At 58.3% G+C, this 22,432-nt stretch carries 24 protein-coding genes; 19 read left to right on the top strand and 5 right to left on the bottom strand.

The features are described 5' to 3' along the window. Positions 1-9: 9 nt before the first annotated feature. The 5 genes from araH (at position 10) to HU718_RS22250 (ending at position 5,713) form a co-directional block, all read left to right on the top strand. On the top strand, positions 10-978 hold the full coding sequence (gene araH / locus HU718_RS22270) for an L-arabinose ABC transporter permease AraH (RefSeq protein ID WP_026000669.1): 969 nt from the start codon (positions 10-12) through the stop codon (positions 976-978). 435 nt (positions 979-1,413) lie between these two features. Beyond that, positions 1,414-2,127, top strand: a complete 714-nt coding sequence (locus tag HU718_RS22265; protein WP_110720351.1) for a GntR family transcriptional regulator — start codon at positions 1,414-1,416, stop codon at positions 2,125-2,127. Continuing rightward, entirely contained in the window at positions 2,124-3,122 is a 999-nt protein-coding gene (locus HU718_RS22260) for an ADP-ribosylglycohydrolase family protein (protein ID WP_186613774.1), read from the top strand. The genes HU718_RS22265 and HU718_RS22260 overlap by 4 nt, the downstream gene beginning before the upstream one ends. A 202-nt stretch (positions 3,123-3,324) precedes the next feature. After that, positions 3,325-4,791: a purine-cytosine permease family protein gene (locus tag HU718_RS22255; protein ID WP_127929323.1), complete on the top strand. Its 1,467-nt coding sequence runs from the start codon at positions 3,325-3,327 to the stop codon at positions 4,789-4,791. Then, positions 4,784-5,713 carry a PfkB family carbohydrate kinase gene (locus HU718_RS22250; RefSeq protein ID WP_186613776.1) on the top strand — a complete coding sequence of 310 codons (930 nt, stop codon included), beginning with the start codon at positions 4,784-4,786 and terminating at the stop codon, positions 5,711-5,713. Before HU718_RS22255 ends, HU718_RS22250 begins: the two co-directional genes overlap by 8 nt. A gap of 156 nt (positions 5,714-5,869) precedes the next feature. Here the strand turns inward: HU718_RS22250 and HU718_RS22245 are convergent, their stop codons facing one another. The 4 genes from HU718_RS22245 to HU718_RS22230 all read right to left on the bottom strand — a co-directional run bounded on the left by HU718_RS22245 (position 5,870) and on the right by HU718_RS22230 (position 8,556). Further along, positions 5,870-6,127, bottom strand: a complete 258-nt coding sequence (locus HU718_RS22245) for a hypothetical protein (RefSeq protein ID WP_016986009.1) — start codon at positions 6,125-6,127, stop codon at positions 5,870-5,872. Positions 6,128-6,171: 44 nt separating this feature from the next. After that, positions 6,172-6,513 (bottom strand): hypothetical protein, encoded by a 342-nt coding sequence (locus tag HU718_RS22240; protein WP_008085503.1) that lies wholly within the window; start codon positions 6,511-6,513, stop codon positions 6,172-6,174. A gap of 25 nt (positions 6,514-6,538) precedes the next feature. Then, positions 6,539-7,792 (bottom strand): MFS transporter, encoded by a 1,254-nt coding sequence (locus HU718_RS22235; RefSeq protein WP_186613778.1) that lies wholly within the window; start codon positions 7,790-7,792, stop codon positions 6,539-6,541. A gap of 110 nt (positions 7,793-7,902) precedes the next feature. Next, complete coding sequence (locus HU718_RS22230; protein WP_186613780.1) at positions 7,903-8,556, bottom strand: HD domain-containing protein; 654 nt, start codon at positions 8,554-8,556, stop codon at positions 7,903-7,905. Between the two features lie 231 nt (positions 8,557-8,787). Between HU718_RS22230 and HU718_RS22225 the strand changes: the two genes are divergently transcribed. The 13 genes from HU718_RS22225 (at position 8,788) to HU718_RS22165 (ending at position 20,232) form a co-directional block, all read left to right on the top strand. After that, a complete protein-coding gene (locus HU718_RS22225) occupies positions 8,788-9,267 on the top strand; it encodes a GNAT family N-acetyltransferase (RefSeq protein ID WP_038364457.1) in 480 nt (159 codons plus the stop codon). A gap of 159 nt (positions 9,268-9,426) precedes the next feature. Next, a complete protein-coding gene (locus tag HU718_RS22220; RefSeq protein WP_186613782.1) occupies positions 9,427-9,939 on the top strand; it encodes a hypothetical protein in 513 nt (170 codons plus the stop codon). Positions 9,940-9,954: 15 nt separating this feature from the next. Then, on the top strand, positions 9,955-10,476 hold the full coding sequence (locus HU718_RS22215; protein ID WP_150729944.1) for a hypothetical protein: 522 nt from the start codon (positions 9,955-9,957) through the stop codon (positions 10,474-10,476). A 58-nt stretch (positions 10,477-10,534) separates the two neighbouring features. Beyond that, the gene (locus tag HU718_RS22210; RefSeq protein ID WP_137217817.1) at positions 10,535-11,065 is read left to right on the top strand and encodes a hypothetical protein; all 531 of its coding nucleotides are present in this window, start codon (positions 10,535-10,537) and stop codon (positions 11,063-11,065) included. Positions 11,066-11,127: 62 nt separating this feature from the next. Continuing rightward, positions 11,128-11,970: a hypothetical protein gene (locus tag HU718_RS22205; protein ID WP_150811739.1), complete on the top strand. Its 843-nt coding sequence runs from the start codon at positions 11,128-11,130 to the stop codon at positions 11,968-11,970. A gap of 317 nt (positions 11,971-12,287) precedes the next feature. Next, positions 12,288-12,950, top strand: a complete 663-nt coding sequence (locus tag HU718_RS22200) for a hypothetical protein (protein ID WP_095120557.1) — start codon at positions 12,288-12,290, stop codon at positions 12,948-12,950. Continuing rightward, entirely contained in the window at positions 12,947-13,441 is a 495-nt protein-coding gene (locus HU718_RS22195) for a PAAR domain-containing protein (protein ID WP_095120556.1), read from the top strand. Before HU718_RS22200 ends, HU718_RS22195 begins: the two co-directional genes overlap by 4 nt. A 6-nt stretch (positions 13,442-13,447) precedes the next feature. Then, complete coding sequence (locus HU718_RS22190) at positions 13,448-14,188, top strand: alpha/beta hydrolase (RefSeq protein WP_095120555.1); 741 nt, start codon at positions 13,448-13,450, stop codon at positions 14,186-14,188. 861 nt (positions 14,189-15,049) lie between these two features. Beyond that, the gene (locus tag HU718_RS22185; protein WP_186613784.1) at positions 15,050-16,039 is read left to right on the top strand and encodes a 2-dehydro-3-deoxygalactonokinase; all 990 of its coding nucleotides are present in this window, start codon (positions 15,050-15,052) and stop codon (positions 16,037-16,039) included. Positions 16,040-16,058: 19 nt separating this feature from the next. Further along, positions 16,059-16,679 (top strand): 2-dehydro-3-deoxy-6-phosphogalactonate aldolase, encoded by a 621-nt coding sequence (locus HU718_RS22180; protein ID WP_150706517.1) that lies wholly within the window; start codon positions 16,059-16,061, stop codon positions 16,677-16,679. Positions 16,680-16,725: 46 nt separating this feature from the next. Then, entirely contained in the window at positions 16,726-17,874 is a 1,149-nt protein-coding gene (gene dgoD, locus HU718_RS22175; protein WP_007908327.1) for a galactonate dehydratase, read from the top strand. 181 nt (positions 17,875-18,055) lie between these two features. Further along, complete coding sequence (locus HU718_RS22170; RefSeq protein ID WP_095048589.1) at positions 18,056-19,366, top strand: MFS transporter; 1,311 nt, start codon at positions 18,056-18,058, stop codon at positions 19,364-19,366. A gap of 62 nt (positions 19,367-19,428) precedes the next feature. Next, complete coding sequence (locus tag HU718_RS22165) at positions 19,429-20,232, top strand: IclR family transcriptional regulator (RefSeq protein ID WP_034155326.1); 804 nt, start codon at positions 19,429-19,431, stop codon at positions 20,230-20,232. Here the strand turns inward: HU718_RS22165 and HU718_RS22160 are convergent. Then, positions 20,229-21,281, bottom strand: a complete 1,053-nt coding sequence (locus tag HU718_RS22160; RefSeq protein WP_007908332.1) for an NAD(P)-dependent alcohol dehydrogenase — start codon at positions 21,279-21,281, stop codon at positions 20,229-20,231. The two genes, HU718_RS22165 and HU718_RS22160, sit on opposite strands and share 4 nt — an antisense overlap. 192 nt (positions 21,282-21,473) lie before the next feature. Here HU718_RS22160 and HU718_RS22155 point away from each other — a divergent pair, with 192 nt between their 5' ends. Next, on the top strand, positions 21,474-22,364 hold the full coding sequence (locus HU718_RS22155; protein WP_016985999.1) for an AraC family transcriptional regulator: 891 nt from the start codon (positions 21,474-21,476) through the stop codon (positions 22,362-22,364). Positions 22,365-22,432: the final 68 nt, after the last annotated feature.

Genomic DNA, 22,432 nt, shown 5'->3' with positions numbered 1-22,432 from the left:
GTGACTATGATGACAACCCAAAACGAAACCCTGCCCAAAGAGCGCAAACCTCTGGACATGCGCCGCTTCCTCGACGACTGGGTCATGTTGCTGGCGGCTGTGGGCATTTTTGTCGCCTGCACCTTGCTGATCGACAACTTCCTTTCGCCGCTGAACATGCGCGGTCTGGGCCTGGCGATTTCTACCACCGGGATTGCCGCGTGCACGATGTTGTACTGCCTGGCGTCGGGGCATTTCGACTTGTCGGTGGGCTCGGTGATTGCCTGCGCCGGCGTGGTCGCGGCAGTGGTGATGCGTGACACCAATAGCGTATTTCTCGGTGTCAGTGCGGCGTTGGTCATGGGCCTGATTGTCGGGTTGATCAACGGGATTGTGATTGCCAAGTTGCGCGTCAATGCCTTGATCACGACGTTGGCGACCATGCAGATTGTTCGCGGTCTGGCTTACATCTTTGCCAACGGCAAGGCGGTGGGTGTGTCGCAGGAATCGTTCTTCGTCTTCGGCAATGGCCAGCTGTTCGGCGTGCCGGTGCCGATTCTGATCACCATCGTCTGCTTTCTGTTTTTTGGCTGGTTGCTGAATTACACCACCTACGGGCGCAACACCATGGCCATCGGTGGCAACCAGGAAGCGGCGTTGCTCGCGGGGGTGAACGTTGACCGGACCAAGATCATTATCTTTGCCGTGCATGGGGTGATCGGTGCGTTGGCGGGGGTGATTCTGGCGTCGCGGATGACCTCGGGGCAGCCGATGATTGGCCAGGGTTTCGAGCTGACGGTGATCTCGGCTTGCGTGCTGGGTGGGGTGTCGTTGAGTGGCGGGATTGGCATGATTCGGCATGTGATTGCCGGGGTGTTGATTCTGGCGATCATCGAGAATGCGATGAATTTGAAGAATATCGACACGTTTTATCAGTATGTGATTCGTGGGTCGATCCTGCTGCTGGCTGTGGTCATTGACCGACTGAAACAACGCTAGAATCAAGAGCCCCTCACCCCAGCCCTCTCCCAGAGGGAGAGGGGGCCGACCGAGGTGTCTTGCGTAATCCGTCGACCTGAAAGCTCTCGTTGACTATGGATTCGGAACAGCACTTTCGGGTGGATTGTGGATTCGGCGAAGCACTTTCAGGTCGGCGAACCTCCTGAGCATCCCCCATTCAGTCCCCTCTCCCTTCGGGAGAGGGCTAGGGTGAGGGGAAGGGCCGACCGAGGTGATCCGTCGACCTGAAAGGGGTCGTCGATTGTGGATTCGGTGAAGCACTTTCAGGTCGATGTATCTCCCAAATATCCCCCATTCAGTCCCCTCTCCCTTCGGGAGAGGGCTAGGGTGAGGGGCTTTTGATTCTCCCGCCTTTCGTCACTCTCGCTAAATATCCCTTGCCCGCCCACGCTAGTTTCGGGTATCAATTTGTACATGATTAGACAGGTACGATTTGACAAGAAACAACGGGTGGTCGACGAACTCGTCCGACGCATCGAAAGCGGCCTCATGGAGGACGGCTTTCTGTTGCCCGGCGAGCATCAGTTGGCTCAAGAATTCCAAGTCAGCCGGGGCACGCTGCGCGAAGCGCTGGCCGAACTGAAACGGCGTAACTACATCGCCACGCAAAGCGGCGTCGGCTCCATCGTCACTTTCGACGGTGTCGCCCTCGACCAACGCAGCGGCTGGGCGCAGGCCTTGGCCGACAGCGGGGCGATGATCAATACCGAAGTGTTGCGTCTGGAAGCCGTGACCCGGCCAGACCTGCTGTCGCGATTCGGCACTGACCAATTCATCACCCTCGACCGTCGTCGCCGTTCCAGCGAAGGCACGCTGGTGTCCCTCGAACGCTCTTTGATGCCGGCCACCGGCGGCCTGGAAAGCCTGCCGCGCGTCGGTCTGATCGACAACTCTCTGACCATCACTCTGGCCGCCTACGGCTACATCGGCGAACGCGGCGATCAATGGATCGGCGCCGAACCGTTGAATGCCGAAGACGCCGAACTGCTCGGCCGCCCGGTAGGCACGGTATTCCTCAAAGCGCTGCGCACCACCTACGACCGGCAGAACCGTTTCATGGAGCTGGTCGAAAGCCTGCTCGACCCGGTGCATTTCCGTCTGCACCTGCAATTTGGAGAGTCGAAATGACCGCGCTCAACCGTGCCCTCGGCGCTTTCTATGGCCTGGCCCTCGGTGATGCGCTGGGCATGCCGACGCAATCGCTGAACCGCGAAACGATCAAGACCCGCTTCGGCCAGATCACCGATCTGCAGGACGCAGGTCCGTTGCAGCCGATCGCCGCGAACATGCCCAAAGGCTCGATCACCGACGACACCGAACAGGCGATTCTGGTCGGCGAGTTGCTGGTCGAAGGCAAGGGCCGCATCGAACCGGCGATCCTCGCGCAACGCTTGATCGAGTGGGAAGCCGAGATGCAGGCCAAGGGCTCGCAGGATTTGCTTGGGCCGTCGACCAAACGCGCAATCGAGATGATCCTCGCCGGCCATTCCCCGGAGGAAGCCGGGCGCTACGGCACTACCAACGGCGCAGCGATGCGCATTACGCCGGTGGGGATTGCGGCGGATGTTGTCGACCCTGAACGGTTTATTGTGGCGGTGGTCCAGGCCTGCCAGGTCACCCACAACACCACGCTGGGGATTTCCAGTGCGGCAGCAGTGGCGGCGGTGGTGTCTGCCGGCATCAACGGCATGGACCTGGGCGAGGCGTTGAACCTTGGTCAGCAAATCGCTCAGCAAGCCGAGGCGCACGGGCACTGGGTCGCCGGTGGGCGTATTGCCTCGCGCATCAGTTGGGCGCGCACCATCAGTGTCGATAGCGACAAGGCTTTACTGGCGGATCTGCTCTACGACGTGATCGGCACTTCGGTGGCGTCACAGGAATCGGTGGTGGTGTCGTTTGCACTGGCACAGCAAGTGGCGGTCGGTGAGATGAGCGCGTTTGATGCGCTGTGCATGGCCGCCAGCCTTGGTGGTGACACGGACACCATTGCGGCGATTCTCGGCGCGATGTTGGGGGCCTGCCTGGGCCTTGAAAGCTGGCCGGTGCCGATGATCGACACGGTCAAAGCGGTCAATCATCTGGAGCTTGAGCCGTTGGTGCAGGGGCTGTTGGCTTTGCGCTGATTGGGCTGACGTCTTCGCGAGCAGGCTCGCTCCCACATGGATTACACGGTACTTGTGGGAGCGAGCCTGCTCGCGATGGCCGCACCGCATATTCGAATATTTAACCCGCAATGGATCGCGCAGACAGGCCGAGGATGGCCGCGATGTCTTGTCGTTTTGCATCATTGCCACAACCACAAAAAAGGCAAACAGGAGCACCTTCATGAGTTCATCAAACGCCGGGCAAAGCGCCGGGCAACTGGAAACCCGCGGCATCGAACCGGTGCCGGAAGCCGAGTGCAACGGTCATCCGCTGCAACTGTTCTGGGTCTGGTTCGCTGCCAACATTTCCATCCTCGGTTTGCCGCTGGGCGCCACGCTGGTGGCGTTTCGCGGGCTGGCGATCTGGCAGGCGATCATCGTCGCGATCATCGGCGCTGCCGGTTCGTTTGCGGTGGTCGGAATCATCTCGATTGCCGGTCGACGTGGTCGTGCGCCGAGCCTGACCTTGTCACGAGCGATCTTCGGCGTGCGCGGCAATATCGGCCCGACGCTGGTCTCGCTGATGTCGCGTCTCGGTTGGGAAACGGTCAACACCACCACCGCTGCATTCGTGCTGCTGTCGCTGTGCTCGATCCTGTTCGGCTCCCCGGTCGAAGCGAAAAGCGCACCGGTATTGACGCTGATCTTCATCGCGATTTTCGTTCTGCTGACCTTGTCAGTATCCGGCCTCGGTCACGCGACGTTGTTGGTCATCCAGAAGTGGGCGACCTACGTGTTCGGCGCGCTGAACATTCTCGTTGGCGGCTTCCTCTGCGCGACCATCGACTGGAGCGCAGTGTTCAACGCGACACCGGCGCCGATGAGCGCAATGATCATCGGTATCGGCACCATGGCCGCCGGCACCGGCATCGGCTGGGCCAACGCTGGCGCCGACATGTCGCGCTATCAGCATCGCAGCGTCAAGGCTGTGCGTCTGGTCGCGTCTGCCGCGTTTGGTGCGGGTATTCCGCTGGTACTGCTGATCACTCTTGGCGGTCTGCTGTCGGTGGGCAACAACGACCTGGCCTCGGCGACTGACCCGATCGTGGCAATTCGCGACATGCTGCCAACCTGGATGGCGGTGCCGTACCTGATCACCGCATTCGGTGGCTTGCTGCTGTCGAACAACCTGTCGGTGTATTCCGCTGGTTTGACCACGCTGACCCTCGGCCTCAAGGTCAAGCGCGTCTACGCGGTGGTGGTCGATATCGTCGCTATCTTCGCCGGCTCGATCTACTTCATGCTGATCGCCGACAGCTTCTACGGTCCGTTCATTACCTTCATTTCCCTGCTTGCCGTGCCGATCACCGCATGGGTCGGGATCTTCGTCGTCGACCTGATTCATCGTCACTACTACAGCCCGAAGGACCTTCTCGACGTCAGCCCGAGCAGTGCTTACTGGTATCGCGGCGGTATCGAGTGGCGTGCGTTTGGTGCATGGTCGATTGCCATTGTCCTCGGCTTCAGTTTCACCACCATCGGCACCACTGCCGAGAACGTCTGGTTCAAGGGCTTCCTGTCCGACTCGTGGCTGGGCCACAACGGCCTCGGCTGGATCGTGACCTTCGTCGTCGCTGGTGGGATTTACTTTGTACTGGGCGGGGCGAAAGATCGCCGCGCCGCGCAAACCGAGAATGCTCATGCCTAAGATGTTGCACACCGGCCAGGTCATCATCGACCTGGTCATGGCCGTGGATAAACTGCCGCAGATTGGCGGTGACGTGCTGGCGCAGTCGGCCGGTTTCGAAGCGGGCGGCGGTTTCAACGTGATGGCGGCGGCGGTGCGTAACGGCCTGCCGGTGGTGTATCTCGGTCGGCATGGCAGTGGGCGTTTCGGCGATCTGGCGCGTCAGGCGATGAACGCCGAGGGGATTCACATCGGCATCACCGAACCTGCGCAGAAGGACACCGGTTTATGTGTGGCGCTGACCGATGCGTCGGCCGAGCGCAGTTTCATTTCCTATATCGGCGCTGAAGGTGAGGTGACCGAAGAAGATCTGAACAGCGTCGCGGCTGAAGCGGGCGATTACGTTTATCTGAGCGGCTACAGCCTGCTCCACGAAGGCAAGGCAAAGGCATTGCTCGATTGGACGCTGGCGTTGCCGGCAACGATCAACGTGGTGTTCGATCCGGGGCCACTGGTGGAGTCGCCGGGTTCACCGATGATGCAAGCGCTGCTGCCGCGCATCGATGTGTGGACCAGCAACAGTGTTGAAGCGCTGCGGTTTACCGGGGCTGAAGAGATTGCGGTGGCGCTTGATCGTCTCGCTGAGCATCTGCCCAACGACGTGCTGATGGTTGTGCGTGACGGGCCGCAAGGCTGCTGGATTCATCAGCGCGATGAGCGTCGGCATGTGCCCGGGTTTGCGGTGAAAGCGGTAGACAGCAATGGTGCCGGTGACGCCCATGCCGGGGTGTTTGTTGCCGGGTTGGCGCAGGGCTTGTCTGCCTATGAAGCGGCGCGGCGGGCGAATGCGGCAGCGGCTATTGCGGTGACGCGCTGGGGACCGGCGACCTCGCCGGGGGCGGCAGAGGTGGATGCGTTTTTCCTTGATTCCGGCGGTGCCTGATCTACCGCTTTCGCGAGCAGGCTCGCTCCCACAGGGGATGTGTGAACGACATCAATTCAGTGTGGGAGCGAGCTTGCTCGCGAAAGGGCAATTAGCTTCATCACAAAATTCAATGTTGGATACCGCTCGCCGCGTCGGCAGCGAGCGGCCGCAGGACTACTGCAGATCCAGCTTGCGCGCTGCTTCAACGCCAGCAGCACTGAGCTTGATCGGCAGGTTCAACGAATGTTCGCCAGCCTCGTTGCAGGTCACATGCCCGTGATGAATCAGTCCACGATCCTGCAAAGCGGCGAGGGCGCTGGCCACGACTTTCTCGCCCCGGTAATTGTCCAGCACCTCCTTGCCCAGACCACTCGGGTGGGCGTGCAGCAGGCGGGTGAGGACTTCTTTTTCCAGGTTTTTATCGACGTTCATGGTTACCTCTTCATTGGATTGAATAGGACGCTCGCGTCGGCGAACTACTGACCGGAGCCTTCGGAACCGGAGCCACCGGTGGTGGTTTTCGAGCCGATGCCAGGGCCAGCATTGTCTGGCGTGGCGGGGGCATCGGGGGTGTTCATGCCGCCCTGACGGCCCGGATCACTGCCCTGAGTGCGCGGATCGGTACCGGTCGCAGGAGGCTGATTGATCAAAGGCACGCCGGAGCCATCGGTATTCATGCCGGGGGCACTGTTGATGGCGGGGGCGCGTGGCGGAGTCGGGTCGGTAGGGCCAGTGCCCGCTGCGGTGGCGGATGCGGCGAAAACCGCAGGGCAGAGCAGGGCGCTGAATACGAAAGCGGTCAACCTTGACGGGATCATAGGGCGTCTCCAGTGATTGGAATCCTTACCTGTCGTTGGTCTGCCCTGTGATCGGATTGGTGCCTGATGAACGACGAACGGTCTGCATCGCCGTTGCCGGTTTGAGCTTGAGTCGACGCCAGAGCAGACGACCCACGGTGATCAGCCAGTTCACAAGTGCCACAGCCAATACCGTGAGCAGCAGCGTCGCCATGCCCTTTTCAACGATGATTGTCCCGGCCAGCAAGGGGAAACCGAATACGCCGATAAAGTAGGCAAGGCTGAACAGAAGCAATGCCTGTGACGTGGTGCCGGTCGGCGCTTCGTTAGCCGCAAGCCCGTTGATCACCGAATACGTCAGCCCATACCCGACGCCGAGCATCAACGCCGCCAGCAAATAGGTGAATCCACTGTGTACGCCGAAGGCGAACAGCACGATCGAGCCGAGCATTAGCCCCGACAACAGGCAAGAAGCGCGCAGCGGATCACGCTTGACCACATAGCCTGCGATCAGCATCCGACTGCTGATTGCCGCACTCATGAAACCGAGAAAGAACAGCGAGTAATCCAGAGCGCGGGCTTCGGCATAACTGGTCTGGAAGCTGGACAAGCCACCAAACACGCAACCGCCGAGACCGACCATGATGATCGGGAACAGCGCGCGTGAGCCGAGCACTTGGGTGGTCGCTCGCCAAGTGATTCTCGCGGCCGAGGTTACTTGCGTGCTTTTCAATCGAGCCCCGATTTGCCAGAACAACAGCACGCCAACCAGGCTCGCCAGTGCCGCCAGATAAAACGCCGAGGTCACTGGCAAACCCACTGCACTCGCCGCACGCCCGAGCAACGGGCCGCTGCCGATCCCGGTCATCATGCTGCCCGACAACAGCGCGAAGTATTTCGCTCGTTGTGCCGGCGTCACCAGGCTGGCAACGATAATCGGCCCCAAGGTGTAAAAAACGCCCCAGCCCAATCCCAACAGCAAACCGAAAAACAGCAGCAGATGCCCAAACCCCGGCGTCATCGCAAAACCCAGACTCGCCACCACCAGCAACAGCCCGAACACTGCAATCGAGCGCGCCGCGCCGAGCCAGTCCGACAGATGCCCGGACATCAGCACCGCGACAAATGTACTGAGCATCGCCGCCGAAATCACACTGCCGGCATCGTGCTCATTGCCGCCGCGAGAACCGATCAACAGCGACAGCAAAAACGTCGAGCCGTAGGACAGCGACAGCAGATAACTGGCGAGACAGAACAGGCCGAACAGCTTGCCTGAAACCTTGGGTGTTGCTGGCGACATGACGCGGTTCCTTGAACGGAAAAATTCAGCGTCGTCTGTTTAACACGTCAGGCAGGCGGCTTAGGTCTGAGGTTAGCGAAGTCAGGATTGCTGTGCGCCGGAGTAACGCATCAGGCGATGCCGATCTCTTCCTTGAACTGTTCCATGAAACCCTTCAGACGCTGATGGCGGATCTGCGCCAGACGCTGGCCGGCGGCAGTCTGGAAACCGTCGGCGAGGTGCAGCAGTTTGGTCTGGAAGTGATCGAGGCAAAAACGTTTGTCGTCGTAGTCGCGCTGTTTCGCTTCGGGATCCTGTGGGTCGTACAGCGCTGAACCCATGCGCCCGGCAATGTAGAAGGTACGGGCGACGCCGAGCATGCCGAGTGAGTCGAGGCGGTCGGCGTCCTGGACGATTTTCGCTTCAAGGCTGCGCGGAGTGATGTTGGCGGAGAAGCTGTGGGCTTCGATGGCGTGGGCGACGGCGGTGATTTTTTCTTCGGGCCAGTTCATCTCCGCGAGCACTGCCGACGCTTTGTCCGCTGCTAATCGCGATGCCTGCGCGCGCAGTGGCGAATTCTTCTCGACGGCCACACAGTCGTGCAAGAGCACGGCGGCCAACAGCACCTCAAGATATCCACCTTCTTCTTCATGCAACGTACGCACGTTGTGCCAGACGCGCTGCAAGTGGGCGAGGTCGTGGGCGCCGTCGTCGGACGGCTCCAATGCGTGCGGCAGCAACTCTGCTGCCAGTGCCGCCACGGGTGTAAAAAACTCACGGTTCATAAGCATCCTTTCAGATTGTCGAAGTCCCCTGTGTGGGAGCGAGCCTGCTCGCGAATGCTGTCTGTCAATCAACAATGCAGGTGACTGAAAGGACGCCTTCGCGAGCAGGCTCGCTCCCACAGGGAACTGCAATGTTTGTAACAGTGCGCAGGGTAGTGTGTGTTTTGCCATGTGACGAGCGCCGCTCACCGCCTTAGTATGGCGTTTTCCTTTTTCCGACAAGGCCCGTCCATGACGATCGACATCCGCCCGGCGACCCCCAGCGATGCTCCGCAAATTCTCGCCTTCATCACTGAACTCGCCGATTTCGAAAAGGCCCGTCACGAAGTCATCGCCAGCGTCGCCGACATCGAACGCAGCCTGTTCGGCGAAGGCGCCACCGCCCACGGTCTGATCTGCCTGCGCGATGGCCTGCCGATCGGTTTCGCGGTGTTTTTCTTCAGCTATTCGACCTGGCTCGGCAGCAATTGCCTGTACCTTGAAGACCTCTACATCACCCCGGAGCAACGCGGCGGCGGTGCCGGCAAAACCCTGTTGCGTCACCTGGCAAAAATCGCCTGCGACAACGACTGCGGCCGCTTCGAATGGAGCGTCCTCGACTGGAACACGCCGGCGATCGAATTCTACAAATCCCTCGGCGCGCAACCTCAGGAGGAGTGGGTGCGCTACCGCATGGATGGCCAGGTTCTGCGTGAGTTTGCCGAGGGTTGAACACGATGATGGCAATCCGGCAGTAATTCGATTGTCGCCAGCGCTCTAGTCCGGCATGCTACGCGCCATTTTTGCGCGCTCACGGACGATACCTGCAATGCCTCTGGCACAACTTCTCCACGCCCGTGGAGCCTTCGCTGCGTCAATGAGTGACCGGCGATGAGCGGACTACGGGCGACAATGCGCCGGTATATGGCGCTCGCCTTTTTGCTTTGCTGTTCATGTGCTTCGAATCACGGCAGGCCAATAGCGAAGCTTGATTTTGAAAGTATTTCAATTACGCCGAGCGCAAGTTCGTTTTTCGTACGATTTTCAAGTGATACGGATCTCTTGACCTTGTTCCAATCCAGGATCGGCGAAGAGCTGGTCTGTGCGTTGGAAGGCGATGCGGATTTTTCGATTGGCCATTACCAGCGAGGCTACGGCAGCGGCATCGTTGAGTTAAGCGACAACTCTTCGAAAGGAAATTATATCGCCCGGGTCATTTTTCGAGAGACCGGAGCGGTGCGGGGTAAGGAACGTATTCTCGCGGGAGATGAATTGCGCAGGGCTTTAAAGGTAAACGACGTGGTTGTGTGCGCTTTTAGAGTGCATACAACGAAATACGAAACCTATTTTTCAGATTTTATGCCTATTCCTTCCATGGATTTTATACGGGCGCTCGGCACGTGAGCGTAGAGCAATAGCATGTTATCGAGAGCGATTTTTGTTTTGTGCGTGCTGGTCATGTCCGGGTGTTCACTGCGGCAAAACAAAACTACCGCCAATCTTCAGTTCACCAAGATAGAGCGGGTAGGGCAAACCGTTATGTATGACGTGTATTTTTCTTCAGATATCGATATCTGGGGGCCTTATCGGTCATTAATTGGCGTCGGTTTCGTCTGTGCCTTGGAGGATCATGCCGACTTCAGGGAGCGATACGCGATGAAGCGACTGATGGCCGGCAGTGTCAAGCGAAACCCCGCCGGGGCGAAATATGGCTTCATTGCCGCAATGCTCTTCAGCGAGAGAGTAGTGAATGGAAGTACTGAACGAGATTTGACACCTGCGGAGATAAAGCAAATGTTGGCCCGGAAAACTCAGGTGCCCTGTAAGTTCTTTGCCAGCGCAACAATGATGGAAACCTATTTTTCCAACGTGATGTACGTTCCTGTCGCGGATATATTTCGGGCGATAGAAGGTGCGATTGTAGCCGTTGGTGAACGCTGATTGTTTGGACTGCTGTGTGCACGAAGATCGGGTTGTTGTTAATTGACAGGATGTTTTAGTGAGAAAGTTGATAGGGATTTGTCTGGTTGTTTTATGCAGTGCCTGCGCCAAGCGCCCGGTGCTTGCTCCATCCGATATCGAATATCTATCCATGACGGATGTACCCGGGTATGGCCAGTTTGAGGTTCGGTTTTCCTCCGATACGGATTTGATGCGAATGTTCCAGAGTAACTTGGGCAAGGATCAAGCCAGTGACGGTTTTACGTGTTATCTGGACGCGCGAATAAATTTGTCTGAGCGACACGGCGAGTCGAACTATCTGATCGGTACCGTAGAGGAACTGGATCGCCCGGGTTCGCGTGGCAAATATCAATATTTCACGCGTCTGATCGCGGTGTACACCGATCATGAGTACGGCTCGAATACGTTTCCCAATGCGCAAGAATTGCTGGTCTTGTTAAAAGCGCGCAATGCCCTGGCCTGCCGGTTTCATGCCTCCGACTATTTTTACGGACCCTACGAGTCCAACCCTATCGGTATCCCGAGTTCCGAATTTGTCCGCGTGATAGAGCAGAGGGGCAACCGTTGAATCTGCGTTTATTCAGATGGCCGTTGATTGGCAGTTTTCTATCCTGCACGGCGTGCATGCACTTGAACGTTCCTCCCGCCAGACTTGAGTTTGTTTCAATCGAGCGCGCCAACTCTTCCTATTACGACCTGCGCTTCACCTCTGATCGAAATCTTATCAATCTGTATGAGGATTACGGTAGGCAAGGCCAGATCAGTACGACGATTCATTGTTCGCTGAATGGTTATGTGGATTTTTCCATCGAACATCGAATCAAGATGGAGGCGTCGGGACGCGTCAGCGCCATGCGTCTGATCGAGGGTGATCGGCGGTATGAAATGTTCGCGCACATTAGGGTTGAGAATCACGGCATCAATGAAGGTTTTAATGACATCAGGCCGATTGAACTGGTGCGGATGCTCAAACCGCAACAATACATACCGTGCAAGGTGGTGATCACGGCGTTTCCGTTCGTGGCGTATTACTCGAAAGTCATGTACCTGCCGACCTCACGATTTATTGATCAAGTGCGCAGTCCACGGGTAGCACCGCCACGGGTTTCGCTGCTGCCCGAGGATCGCATGCGTACGTTGTTGCCACAGGTCCCGATTTGCATCACGCGGTGGCGACATGTTGCCGCAACGCCATATGACGAAATCGATCGCCTTGGCCGTTGCGATGAGCTGCCCTACGTAGGATTACTTGCCTCGTTTGCGCCGTATCGATTGGCTCTGAGCATCGTGTCCTCGTCGGATCTGACGCCAAAACCGCTGACGGCATACGTCATAGTGCGCGGGGATGGCCGCCAGGAACCGGGTATTTCTGACGAACATGGCCATACTCATCACCTCGGCGCAGGAGATTATGAAGTCGTGAAGGTTTTAGCTGAAGAGGGCGTGACCAGCGTTGATCGGTCGACGAAATGAATTGATGTCGCCCCTTGATATGACGGCGACTGACTCTATTCGCAGCAGGATTTTCCCGGTGTTTACTTCGGCATGGTCGGCAGTGCGCAATCTCGGAAAAGGGATGAGTGCGCTATCCCATGGATAGCAAGGTCCTGCGCGAGTTTGCCGAGGACTGAAGTCGATGATGGCAATCCAGTGCTATTTCGATTGTCTCCGGCACTCTAGTCCGGCATTCTACGCGCCATTTTTGCGCGCTCACGGACGATACCTGCAATGCCTCTGGCACAACTTCTCCACGCCCGTGGAGCCTTCGCTGCGTCAATTAGTGACCGGCGATGAGCGGACTACGGGCGACAATGCGTCTGTATGGCCTGGTGAAAAACTCAGGCTCGAGCGACAACCCCCAGCGCCAACCGGTCGACATTCTGTGCATGACAAATCGTACGGGCGGCAGCGCCATTCGCGCGTTCGTGTCACGCCTCGATGCTGAGTTGATGACGCGCAGTGCCGGGCTCGCCGATTACCGCGTGATACCGCTGCGCACTTTCGATCCGACGGCGTTTATCGACGCCCATCAAGGCTGGCTGACACTGCATGTCTGTTGCGGTTTTGTCGCCCCTGCCGGGCATTCGCTGCTCAAGGACGGCGGGTTGATGCCGATGGGCTGGTACGTCTATTCCGAGATCGGCCAGTGGACGGCCCAGCATCATCTCGACTTCGGCGCACAAATGGCCGAACTGCTGCAATCGACTTACGAGCGTAATCACCTGCGCAACTACAACGCCTGGCTCAACGAACTCGACGATGCGACGCCGGCCGAACTGGCCTGGCAAACCGACGAAGCCTGGCGGCACCTGCAAACCACCGCATCACCCGACAGCCGAGAGCATTGCCACGCCCTGTTCGACCCCGTCGACAACCGCTGGCGCTTCGCCGCGACCGACATCGATATTCATCAGCCGCACCCGGAACCCCTGAAGCAAGGAGCTTTGAATTGAGTGGTAAACCCGCTGCACGCGTCACCGACCCGACCGCCTGCCCAATGCCAGGGCATGGCACCAACCCGATTGTTTCCGGCTCGCCCGACGTCTTCTTCGACGGCCTCGCCGCTGCGCGCATGACCGATAAATCGGCGTGCGGTAGCCCGATCACCGGCGCCGTTTCCGGCACCGTGTTCATCAACGGCCTGAATGCCGCCACGCTCGACAGCACCGGAGGCCATGGCAATGTCGTGGTCGGTGCTTCAGGGACGGTGATTATTGGCCAGAGCGGCGGTGGGGCGGCGTTTAGCGGGTTGTTGCCGATGCCGGTGCATTTTACGGACAGGTTGCAAGTGGTGAATGAGGACACCGGAGAGCCGGTGCCCTATCACCCCTACACGATTCAGCGCGGCGATGGCAGTGAGGAGCCGGGAATTACGGATGCGTTGGGATTCACCCATACCGTCAGCTCGCATTTGGCTGAAACTATAAATTTGTTTGTGGAGTGATGATAAATGGCAGAAGGAAGTGCGACAGCAGACACTCCAGAAGTGCCGGTAGCTAGAAGGAATCCAGTTACCCATACGCTCACTTGTAAGACTGATCAGTCTGTTAAGCAAGCATCGGTAAAATTGCGCGATGTAATGGTATTTCTTGTTGGCGGAGCGGGCGATCAGGAAAGATATTATGTTGATGGCCCTAACCACAACGTCGATTACGTTCGAGAAATGGTTGATGCAGATATAGAAGCTCTAGAAATAAAGAAGTACTGCACTACCTTGCCTCTTGGTTATAACGCGTTCATGAGTGAAGAGGATCTGGAAAAGAATGTAATTGGTAAGATTTCAAACTGTAATACCGCTGTTTACATTATCGGTCATAGCCTGGGTGGGTGGAATGGCGCGCACCTATCGGCTGTTTTGTCCGATCGTGGATTTAAAGTCAAGATGCTGGTCACCCTAGATCCTGTAGGCCACGGAAAAATTGTCTACGGTATTTCAAAGATATATAGGCAGGTTCCTCAGCCAAAAGCGGAATATTGGGTAAATATCAGAGCTGCTGCAGTTGATTGGAATTTATCGGACGTCGTTGCAGATTTTGGTGAACAATGGGAAATTTCCGCTGGACCGAATGTAATGGGGCGGCTGGACATCAATCACGCGGATGCTAACTTTATGTACGCGCGACCTTTGCCTGGTGGCAAGTCAGCTCGACAGATTGTAAGGGAATCAATTTTGAAATGGACCAAGGAGTAACGTTTTGTGAGATTTATAACGTTGGCAGTTATGATTCTGATGGTCTCTGCGTGTTCTTTGAATCATGGTCGGCCTATCGCTAATTTACAATACTCAAAGACTGATCGGCTTCGCAGTACCGGGATTTATAAAATTTATTTTTCGTCAGATGTAGAATTGCTTCAGTTGTTCAAGTCGTCTATTGGTCAGGGGCTTGTGTGTTCGTTAACGAACGATCAAGATTTTTCACAGGCGCACCGTATAAAGCAATCCGGTTTCGGTTTCATTGAAAGAGTGTCAACTGATTCACTGCTCTATAGGGCAGATGTTCTTTTCGATGAACAGGTAGATGATAAGGGTGAGGAAAGACGTCTCAAAGGAGATTCATTAGTCCCGTTTTTGAAATCCAGAGATTCCATTTCTTGTGTGTTTAGAGTTCATTCGACTACTTACAAAACGTATTTCTCGAAGATCATGCAAGTCCCGAGTGTCGATTTGATGAATCCAGGAACTGCAGAATAGCCGCATATTTCATCGGCCTTGCCTAATTTGAAGGCCGTTTCCACCATGACCTGTTCGTGCCCATATTATGGGTTTACGACCATTGGGTAATAATAAGACGGCTCGCAGTATTTTTAATAAATTGGTTTCGAGTTTCTTCAAGAAGTGCAGCTCGCACCACGATATTTTTTTGATCTGTTCGGTAAATAACGATCATCACTGCTTCTCCGACTCGAATATGCATAACCTCCGGTTTGCAGAGGAAGAATTTTTAACCTGCCTTATCCCAAAATATGGGATGCAAAATTACATATTGAGATTTACCGTCTGAGAGGTCTATAGTCCATCGCACTCACTGCCAAAAACAAAACAGGTGAAGCGATGCTGGCGCAATTGATCGCGCTCGATTGGGGGACGACCTCATTACGTGCTTACAAACTCGCGGCGGGTGGTGTGGTGCTGGAGCAGCGCGCGCTGTCGTCCGGGATCATGCAACTGCCGAAAACTCCGCGAGTCATCAACGGTCGCGAATGCGCCGATGGTTTTGAACTGGCGTTCGACGAGGCGTGCGGCGACTGGCTCGATGCGCAGCCTCATCTGCCGGTGATTGCCTGCGGCATGGTTGGCAGTGCGCAGGGCTGGCGTGAAGCGGCCTACTGCGAGACGCCGGCGAACGTCGCCAATCTCGGAAACTCCCTACAAACAGTTGTCAGTCTGCGCGGCACGCGAGTGCATATCGTGCCGGGCGTGATTCAGCGTTCGCGTTTGCCGAACGTGATGCGCGGCGAAGAAACCCAAGTGCTCGGCGTGCTACAGAATCTGCCGATTGAGGCGGGTGCTGATCTGTTGATCGGGCTGCCGGGCAGTCACTCGAAATGGGTCGATGTGGTCGGTGGCTGCATCACGCATTTCGACACGTTCATGACCGGCGAAGTGTTCGCCGTGCTCAGCGAACACAGCATTCTTGGCCGAACCCTGAAGCACGGCGCGACGTTCGATGCTCTGGCGTTTGACCGCGGTGTGCAGGTTGCGCAGTCGACGGACGGTGAGCTTGGCGTGCTGTCGACCTTATTCAGCGCCCGTACCTTGGGACTGACCGGCGAACTCAGCCCGACCGCGCAGGCGGATTATCTGTCCGGCCTGATGATCGGCCATGAATCGGCCGCGCTCGCCATCGTTCAGCGGCGTCGCCGCAACACCCCGAATCTTCCTTCGATCATCCTCATCGGCAACGCGCAACTTTGTGCGCGTTACAGCCGCGCCCTCGACGCCTGTGGCTTCGCCAACGTGACGCTGGCCGAGCAGGCCACCGAGCGTGGTCTGTGGCAACTGGCGCTGGCCGCCGGACTGATCGATTCCTCATCCCGTTAACCCTGACTGGAGGCCTGACATGCTCAAGCAAGCATTGGCGCAAAACGGTCTGATCGCGATTCTGCGTGGCCTGCATCCGCAGGAAGCTGCCGCTGTCGGAGAAGTCCTGTATGCAGCCGGATTTCGCGTCATCGAAGTACCGCTCAATTCCCCTTCGCCGTACGAAAGTATCCGCATCCTGCGCACGACCTTGCCCGCCGATTGCCTGATCGGTGCCGGCACGGTGTTGACCCCGGAACAGGTCGCGTTGGTGAAAGAGGCCGGCGGCCAAGTGATCGTCATGCCGCACAGCGACGCCAAGGTCTTGCGCGCGGCAAAAGCGGCGGGGCTGTTTCTGTCGCCGGGTGTCGCCACGCCCACCGAAGCCTTCGCGGCGCTGGAGGAGGGCGCGGACATTCTCAAGCTTTTCCCGGCCGAGCAGATGGGCCCGGCCGTCGTCAAAGCCTGGCTTGCGGTGTTGCCGGCGGGAACGGTGCTGGCGCCGGTCGGCGGCATCACCCCGGACAACATGCAGGCGTTTATCGACGCTGGCGTGAAAGGTTTCGGTCTCGGTTCCGGCCTGTTCAAACCGGGCATGACGGCGGAGCAAGTGGCGGTGAATGCCAAGGCCTACGTGGCCGCGTGGAAGGCCCTTCGCTAAGACTTTTTGGCGCTGCGTGCGCTGCATCTATAAGAGAGACAAAAAGATGAAAATCACCAAACTCACCACCTTCATCGTCCCGCCGCGCTGGTGCTTTCTCAAGGTCGAAACCGACGAGGGCGTGACCGGTTGGGGCGAGCCTGTGGTCGAAGGCCGCGCACACACCGTTGCCGCTGCCGTCGAAGAATTGTCCGACTACTTGATCGGCAAAGACCCACGCAATATCGAAGACATCTGGACCGTCCTGTATCGCGGCGGCTTCTACCGCGGCGGCGCGATTCACATGAGTGCGCTGGCCGGTATCGATCAGGCACTGTGGGACATCAAGGGCAAGGCCCTCGGGGTGTCGGTGAGTGATCTGCTCGGCGGCCAGGTGCGCGACAAGATTCGCGTGTATTCGTGGATCGGCGGCGACCGACCGGCCGATACCGCGCGTGCGGCGAAAGAGGCGGTGAGCCGTGGTTTTACTGCGGTGAAAATGAACGGCACCGAAGAACTGCAATTCCTCGATACCTTCGAGAAAGTCGATCTGGCGCTGGCCAACGTCGCCGCCGTGCGTGACGCGGTCGGGCCGAACGTCGGCATCGGCGTCGACTTCCATGGCCGCGTGCACAAGCCGATGGCCAAGGTGCTGATGAAGGAACTCGATCCGTACAAACTGATGTTTATCGAAGAGCCGGTGCTCAGCGAAAACTACGAAGCGCTGAAAGAGCTGGCGCCGCTGACCAGCACGCCGATTGCCCTCGGCGAGCGGCTGTTCTCGCGTTGGGACTTTAAACGCGTGTTGAGCGAAGGCTATGTCGACATCATCCAGCCGGATGCTTCCCATGCCGGCGGAATCACCGAAACCCGCAAGATCGCCAACATGGCCGAGGCCTACGACGTCGCGCTGGCGCTGCACTGCCCGCTGGGGCCGATTGCGCTGGCGGCGTGTTTGCAACTGGACGCGGCTTGTTACAACGCGTTTATCCAGGAGCAGAGCCTGGGCATTCATTACAACGAGAGCAATGACTTGCTCGACTACGTGAAGGATCCACGCGTCTTCGATTATGACAAAGGCTTCGTGAAGATCCCCAACGGCCCGGGCCTGGGCATCGAGATCAACGAAGAATATGTGATAGAGCGCGCGGCCGTCGGGCATCGCTGGCGCAACCCGATCTGGCGCCATGCCGATGGCAGTTTTGCCGAGTGGTGATTACTGCCTGACACACCCGATGAGATCGTTCCCACGCTCTGCGTGGGAATGCCTCAATGGACGCTCTGCGTTCGCTTTTGGGACGCGGAGCGTCCCGGGCAGCATTCCCACGCGGAGCGTGGGAACGATCAGATGCAAGGCCTCAGGCCGACCTCAATAAACATAAAAAGAGGCTCTCCCCATGCAACCGCAAACCCTCACCGGGCAGGCGTCTTTAGTCACGCCCAGCCGCAAGCGGTTTTTCATCATGGTGTTGCTGTTTATCACCGTGGTCATCAACTACCTCGACCGCAGCAACCTGTCGATTGCCGCGCCGGCGCTGACCAGTGAGCTGGGCATCGACCCGATTCACGTCGGCCTGATTTTCTCTGCGTTCGGCTGGACCTACGCGGCCATGCAGATCCCCGGCGGCTGGCTGGTCGATCGCGTGCCGCCGCGCATTCTTTACAGCGTCGCTTTGTTGTTGTGGTCTGTGGCTACGGTGATGCTCGGTTTCGCGGCCAGTTTCATTGCGCTGTTCGTGCTGCGCATGGCGGTCGGTGCGCTGGAAGCGCCGGCCTATCCGATCAACAGCCGTGTGGTGACCACTTGGTTCCCCGAGCGTGAACGCGCGACGGCAATTGGTTTTTACACGTCTGGGCAGTTCGTCGGTCTGGCATTTCTGACCCCGGTTCTAGCCTGGCTGCAGCACGAATTCGGCTGGCACATGGTCTTCGTCGCGACCGGCGCGGTGGGCATCATTTGGGCGGCGATCTGGTACGCGGTGTATCGCGAGCCACGGGATTTCAAAGGTGCCAACGAGGCGGAAATCGACCTGATCCGCGAGGGCGGTGGTCTGGTCGATATCCAGCAAGAGTCGGCCAAGGTCAAAGCCAAGTTCAGTTGGACCGATCTGGGCATCGTCCTCACCAAGCGCAAGTTGTGGGGCATCTACCTCGGCCAGTTCTGCCTGAACTCGACGCTGTGGTTTTTCCTCACCTGGTTCCCGACTTATCTGGTGAAGTATCGCGGCATGGACTTCATCAAGTCCGGCCTGTTGGCGTCGCTGCCGTTTCTCGCCGCGTTCATTGGCGTGCTGTGCTCGGGGTTCTTTTCCGACTTCTTGATTCGTCGCGGCTACACCGTCGGGTTCGCGCGCAAGTTGCCGATCATCGGCGGTCTGCTTATTTCCACCTCGATCATCGGCGCCAACTTCGTTGAGTCGACACCGCTGGTGATTGCCTTTCTGGCGCTGGCATTTTTCGGCAACGGGCTGGCCTCGATCACCTGGTCGCTGGTGTCGACGTTAGCGCCAGCGCGGTTGTTGGGGCTGACCGGCGGGGTGTTCAACTTCATCGGCAACCTGTCGGCGATTGCCACGCCGATCGTCATCGGCTTCCTCGCCAGCGGCGATTCGTTCGCGCCAGCAATCACCTATATCGCGGTTCTCGCATTGATCGGTGCCTTGTCCTACGTGTTGCTGGTCGGCAAGGTCGAGCGTATCGAGTTGTAGTGGTCTGCGTCGGGCGACCATAATGCCGCCCGTTCCCTCGCTCAAACGGTAAAAGGCTGGATATGCAGGAAGACGCCCCGGAAAAAACCAAGGACGCCGCGCCCACCGGCACGCAGACGCTGTTGCGTGGCTTGGGTGTGGTGCAAGCGGTGGCCAGTGGCGCCCGCGATCTCAAGGAGATTGCCCGGCTGATCGGCACCACGCGCAGCACCACCCATCGTCTGGCCAGTTGCCTGGTCGACGAGCGCTACCTGCGCGTGGTGCCGCAAGTCGGTTACCTGCTCGGGCCGAAGCTGATCGAACTGGGTTTTCAGGCCCGCGAAGAGTTGCCGCTGGTGACCTTGGCCGGGCCGTATCTGGACGAGTTGTCGGCGCTGACCGGCGACACCGTGCATTTGGGCATTCGTGAAGGTGACGAGGTGCTGTATCTGCTGAAGAATCCGGGACGCAATGGCCCGGAAATGCGTTCGCGGGTCGGCCATCGCATGCCGCTGGCGCGCACCGGGATTGGCAAGGCATTGATGCTCGATGACTCGCCGAAAGATTGGCAACGTCTGTACGACATCAGTCTGCCCGCAGGTGGGAAAAGTCAGTTCTGGCCGCAGCATCCCCAGCAGTCGTGGGAACAGCTTGAGCAGCGCATGACCGAATACGTTGCCGGTGGCTACGCCTTCGATCTGGAGGACAACGAACCGTCGATCCGCTGCGTGGCGGCGCCGATTCGCGATGCGAGCAAGGGCATTGTCGCGGCGATCAGTATCGCCAGCACCGTGCCGTACATGCCGCTGGAAAAAATGGCCGAGCTGATTCCCCTGATCAAAGGGGTCACAGCCCGGCTCTCGGCAGAGCTAGGCCTGAAGGTTTAAACCTTGAGCGTCGCCATGTCGATCACGAAACGGTACTTAACGTCGCCGGCGATCATGCGCGCGTAAGCTTCGTTGATCTGGCGGATGTCGAGCATTTCGATGTCGCAAGTGATGTTGTGTTCGGCGCAGAAATCCAGCACTTCCTGGGTTTCAGCGACGCCACCGATCAACGAACCGGCCAATACGCGACGGCTCATCACCAGTTTGCCGGCGTGTACCGGTGGATCAATCGGCTCGATCAGACCGACCAGAATGTGCACGCCGTCGAAGCGCAGGGTGTCGAGGTACGGGTTGAGATCGTGCTGCACCGGAATGGTGTCGAGCAGGAAGTCGAAGTAACCGGCCGCGGCTTTCATCTGTTCGGCGTCGGTGGACACGATCACGTGATCGGCACCCTGACGACGACCTTCTTCTGCCTTGCTCGCCGAGCGGGTGAACAGCGTGACTTCGGCGCCCATGGCTTTGGCGAACTTGATGCCCATGTGGCCCAGACCGCCCATGCCGAGAATCCCGACCTTGTCGCCAGCTTTGACGCCGTAGTGCTTGAGCGGCGAGTAGGTGGTGATGCCGGCACAGAGAATCGGTGCGGCGCTGGCCAGTGCGAGTTTTTCCGGGATGCGCACGACGAAGTGTTCGCTGACGACGATGCTGTCGGAATAACCGCCCATGGTGTTGCTGCCGTCGACCCGATCCGGAGTCGCGTAGGTCATGGTCGGACCTTCGAGGCAATATTGCTCAAGGTTCGACTGGCAGGCTTCGCAAGTGCGGCACGAGTCGACCATGCAGCCGACGCCGACCAGATCGCCTACTTTGTGCTGGGTGACATTCGCACCAATCGCGGTGACTTTTCCGACGATCTCATGGCCCGGCATCAACGGGTAAACGGCGATGCCCCATTCGTTGCGCGCCTGGTGGATATCGGAGTGGCAGACGCCACAGTAGAGAATCTCGATGGCAACGTCGTCGGCGCGCGGGCTGCGACGTTCGAACTTCATCGGGGCGAGGGGGGTGGTGGCCGATTGGGCGGCATAACCGATAGCGGTGTACATGTGAAACCTCGCAAAAGCTGGAACAAGTGAGGCGGCGCATTTTGGGCATCGACTGACCGGTCGGCCATGACGATTCCTCCGGGTCTCATGCCTAATCCTCCGGCATACGGGTTTGATCGGTCGCATTGGCAAAAGGATCTGCGATGATGCTTTCATCCCCTATTTTCGTGATTTTTCGTGAAGAACAATTCGATGCAATTGACCCGTCATCTTGATGCCAATGCGCGGCTGGTTTCGCTGATCGAACCGCTGGCGCTTCGCGATGGTTATTCGCCGACCGGATTGCCCGGTGTGCAAGTATTGCGCGCCAGTTGCGACGTCGCCCGTGGCCCGCACATTTATGAACCGAGCCTGATGATCATCGCCCAGGGCAGCAAACTGGCGTTTCTCGGGCCACGCACTATGGAATACGGCGCCGGGCATTATCTGATTCAGGCGCTGCCGGTGCCGTTCGAATGTGAGACCTTCGCCTTGCCGGATGCGCCGTTGCTCGGCGTGTCGGTGGCGATTGATCGGGTGTTGCTCGGTGAACTGGTGCTGGCCATGGGGCTGGCGCCGGGCCGGCATATTCCGGCGCAGACGCCGGAGTCGATGACCTCGGTGGTGCTCGACGATGACATGCGTGGCTGTGTCGAGCGCTTGCTGAGTTGCCTGCACGATCCGCTGGAATGCCAGATTCTCGGGCCGGCGCGGGTGCGTGAATTGTTGTTCACCGCGTTGCGCGGGCCGCAGGCCGATGTGTTGCGGGCGCTGGTCGAGCAGCAGGGGCAATTCGCGCGGGTGGCGGCGTCGATCAGTCATCTGCATGCGCATTACACCGAGCCATTGAACGTGGAGACGCTGGCCGGTTGCGCGAACATGAGCGTGTCGACCTTTCATGAGCATTTCAAGCGCAGCACGTTGTTGTCGCCGGTGCAGTATCTGAAGCGTTTGCGCTTGTTGAAGGCGCAGACGTTGTTGGTCGCCGAAGGCTTGGGTGTGGCGCAGGTGGCGCATCGGGTGGGGTATCAGAGTACGTCGCAGTTCAGTCGTGAGTACAAACGCTATTTCGAGCGCAGCCCGGGTGACGAGCGCGCTGCCTGAGCCGACAAAAATCTCCTGTGGGAGCGAGCCTGCTCGCGATAGCGGTGTGTCAGTCAGCATCATCGTCA

It is taken from the genome of Pseudomonas tensinigenes (genome assembly GCF_014268445.2).
Taxonomy (GTDB): Bacteria; Pseudomonadota; Gammaproteobacteria; order Pseudomonadales; family Pseudomonadaceae; genus Aquipseudomonas; species Aquipseudomonas tensinigenes.
Note: the sequence above shows the minus strand (reverse complement) of the source record. Positions and strands in the feature narration are given on the sequence as shown.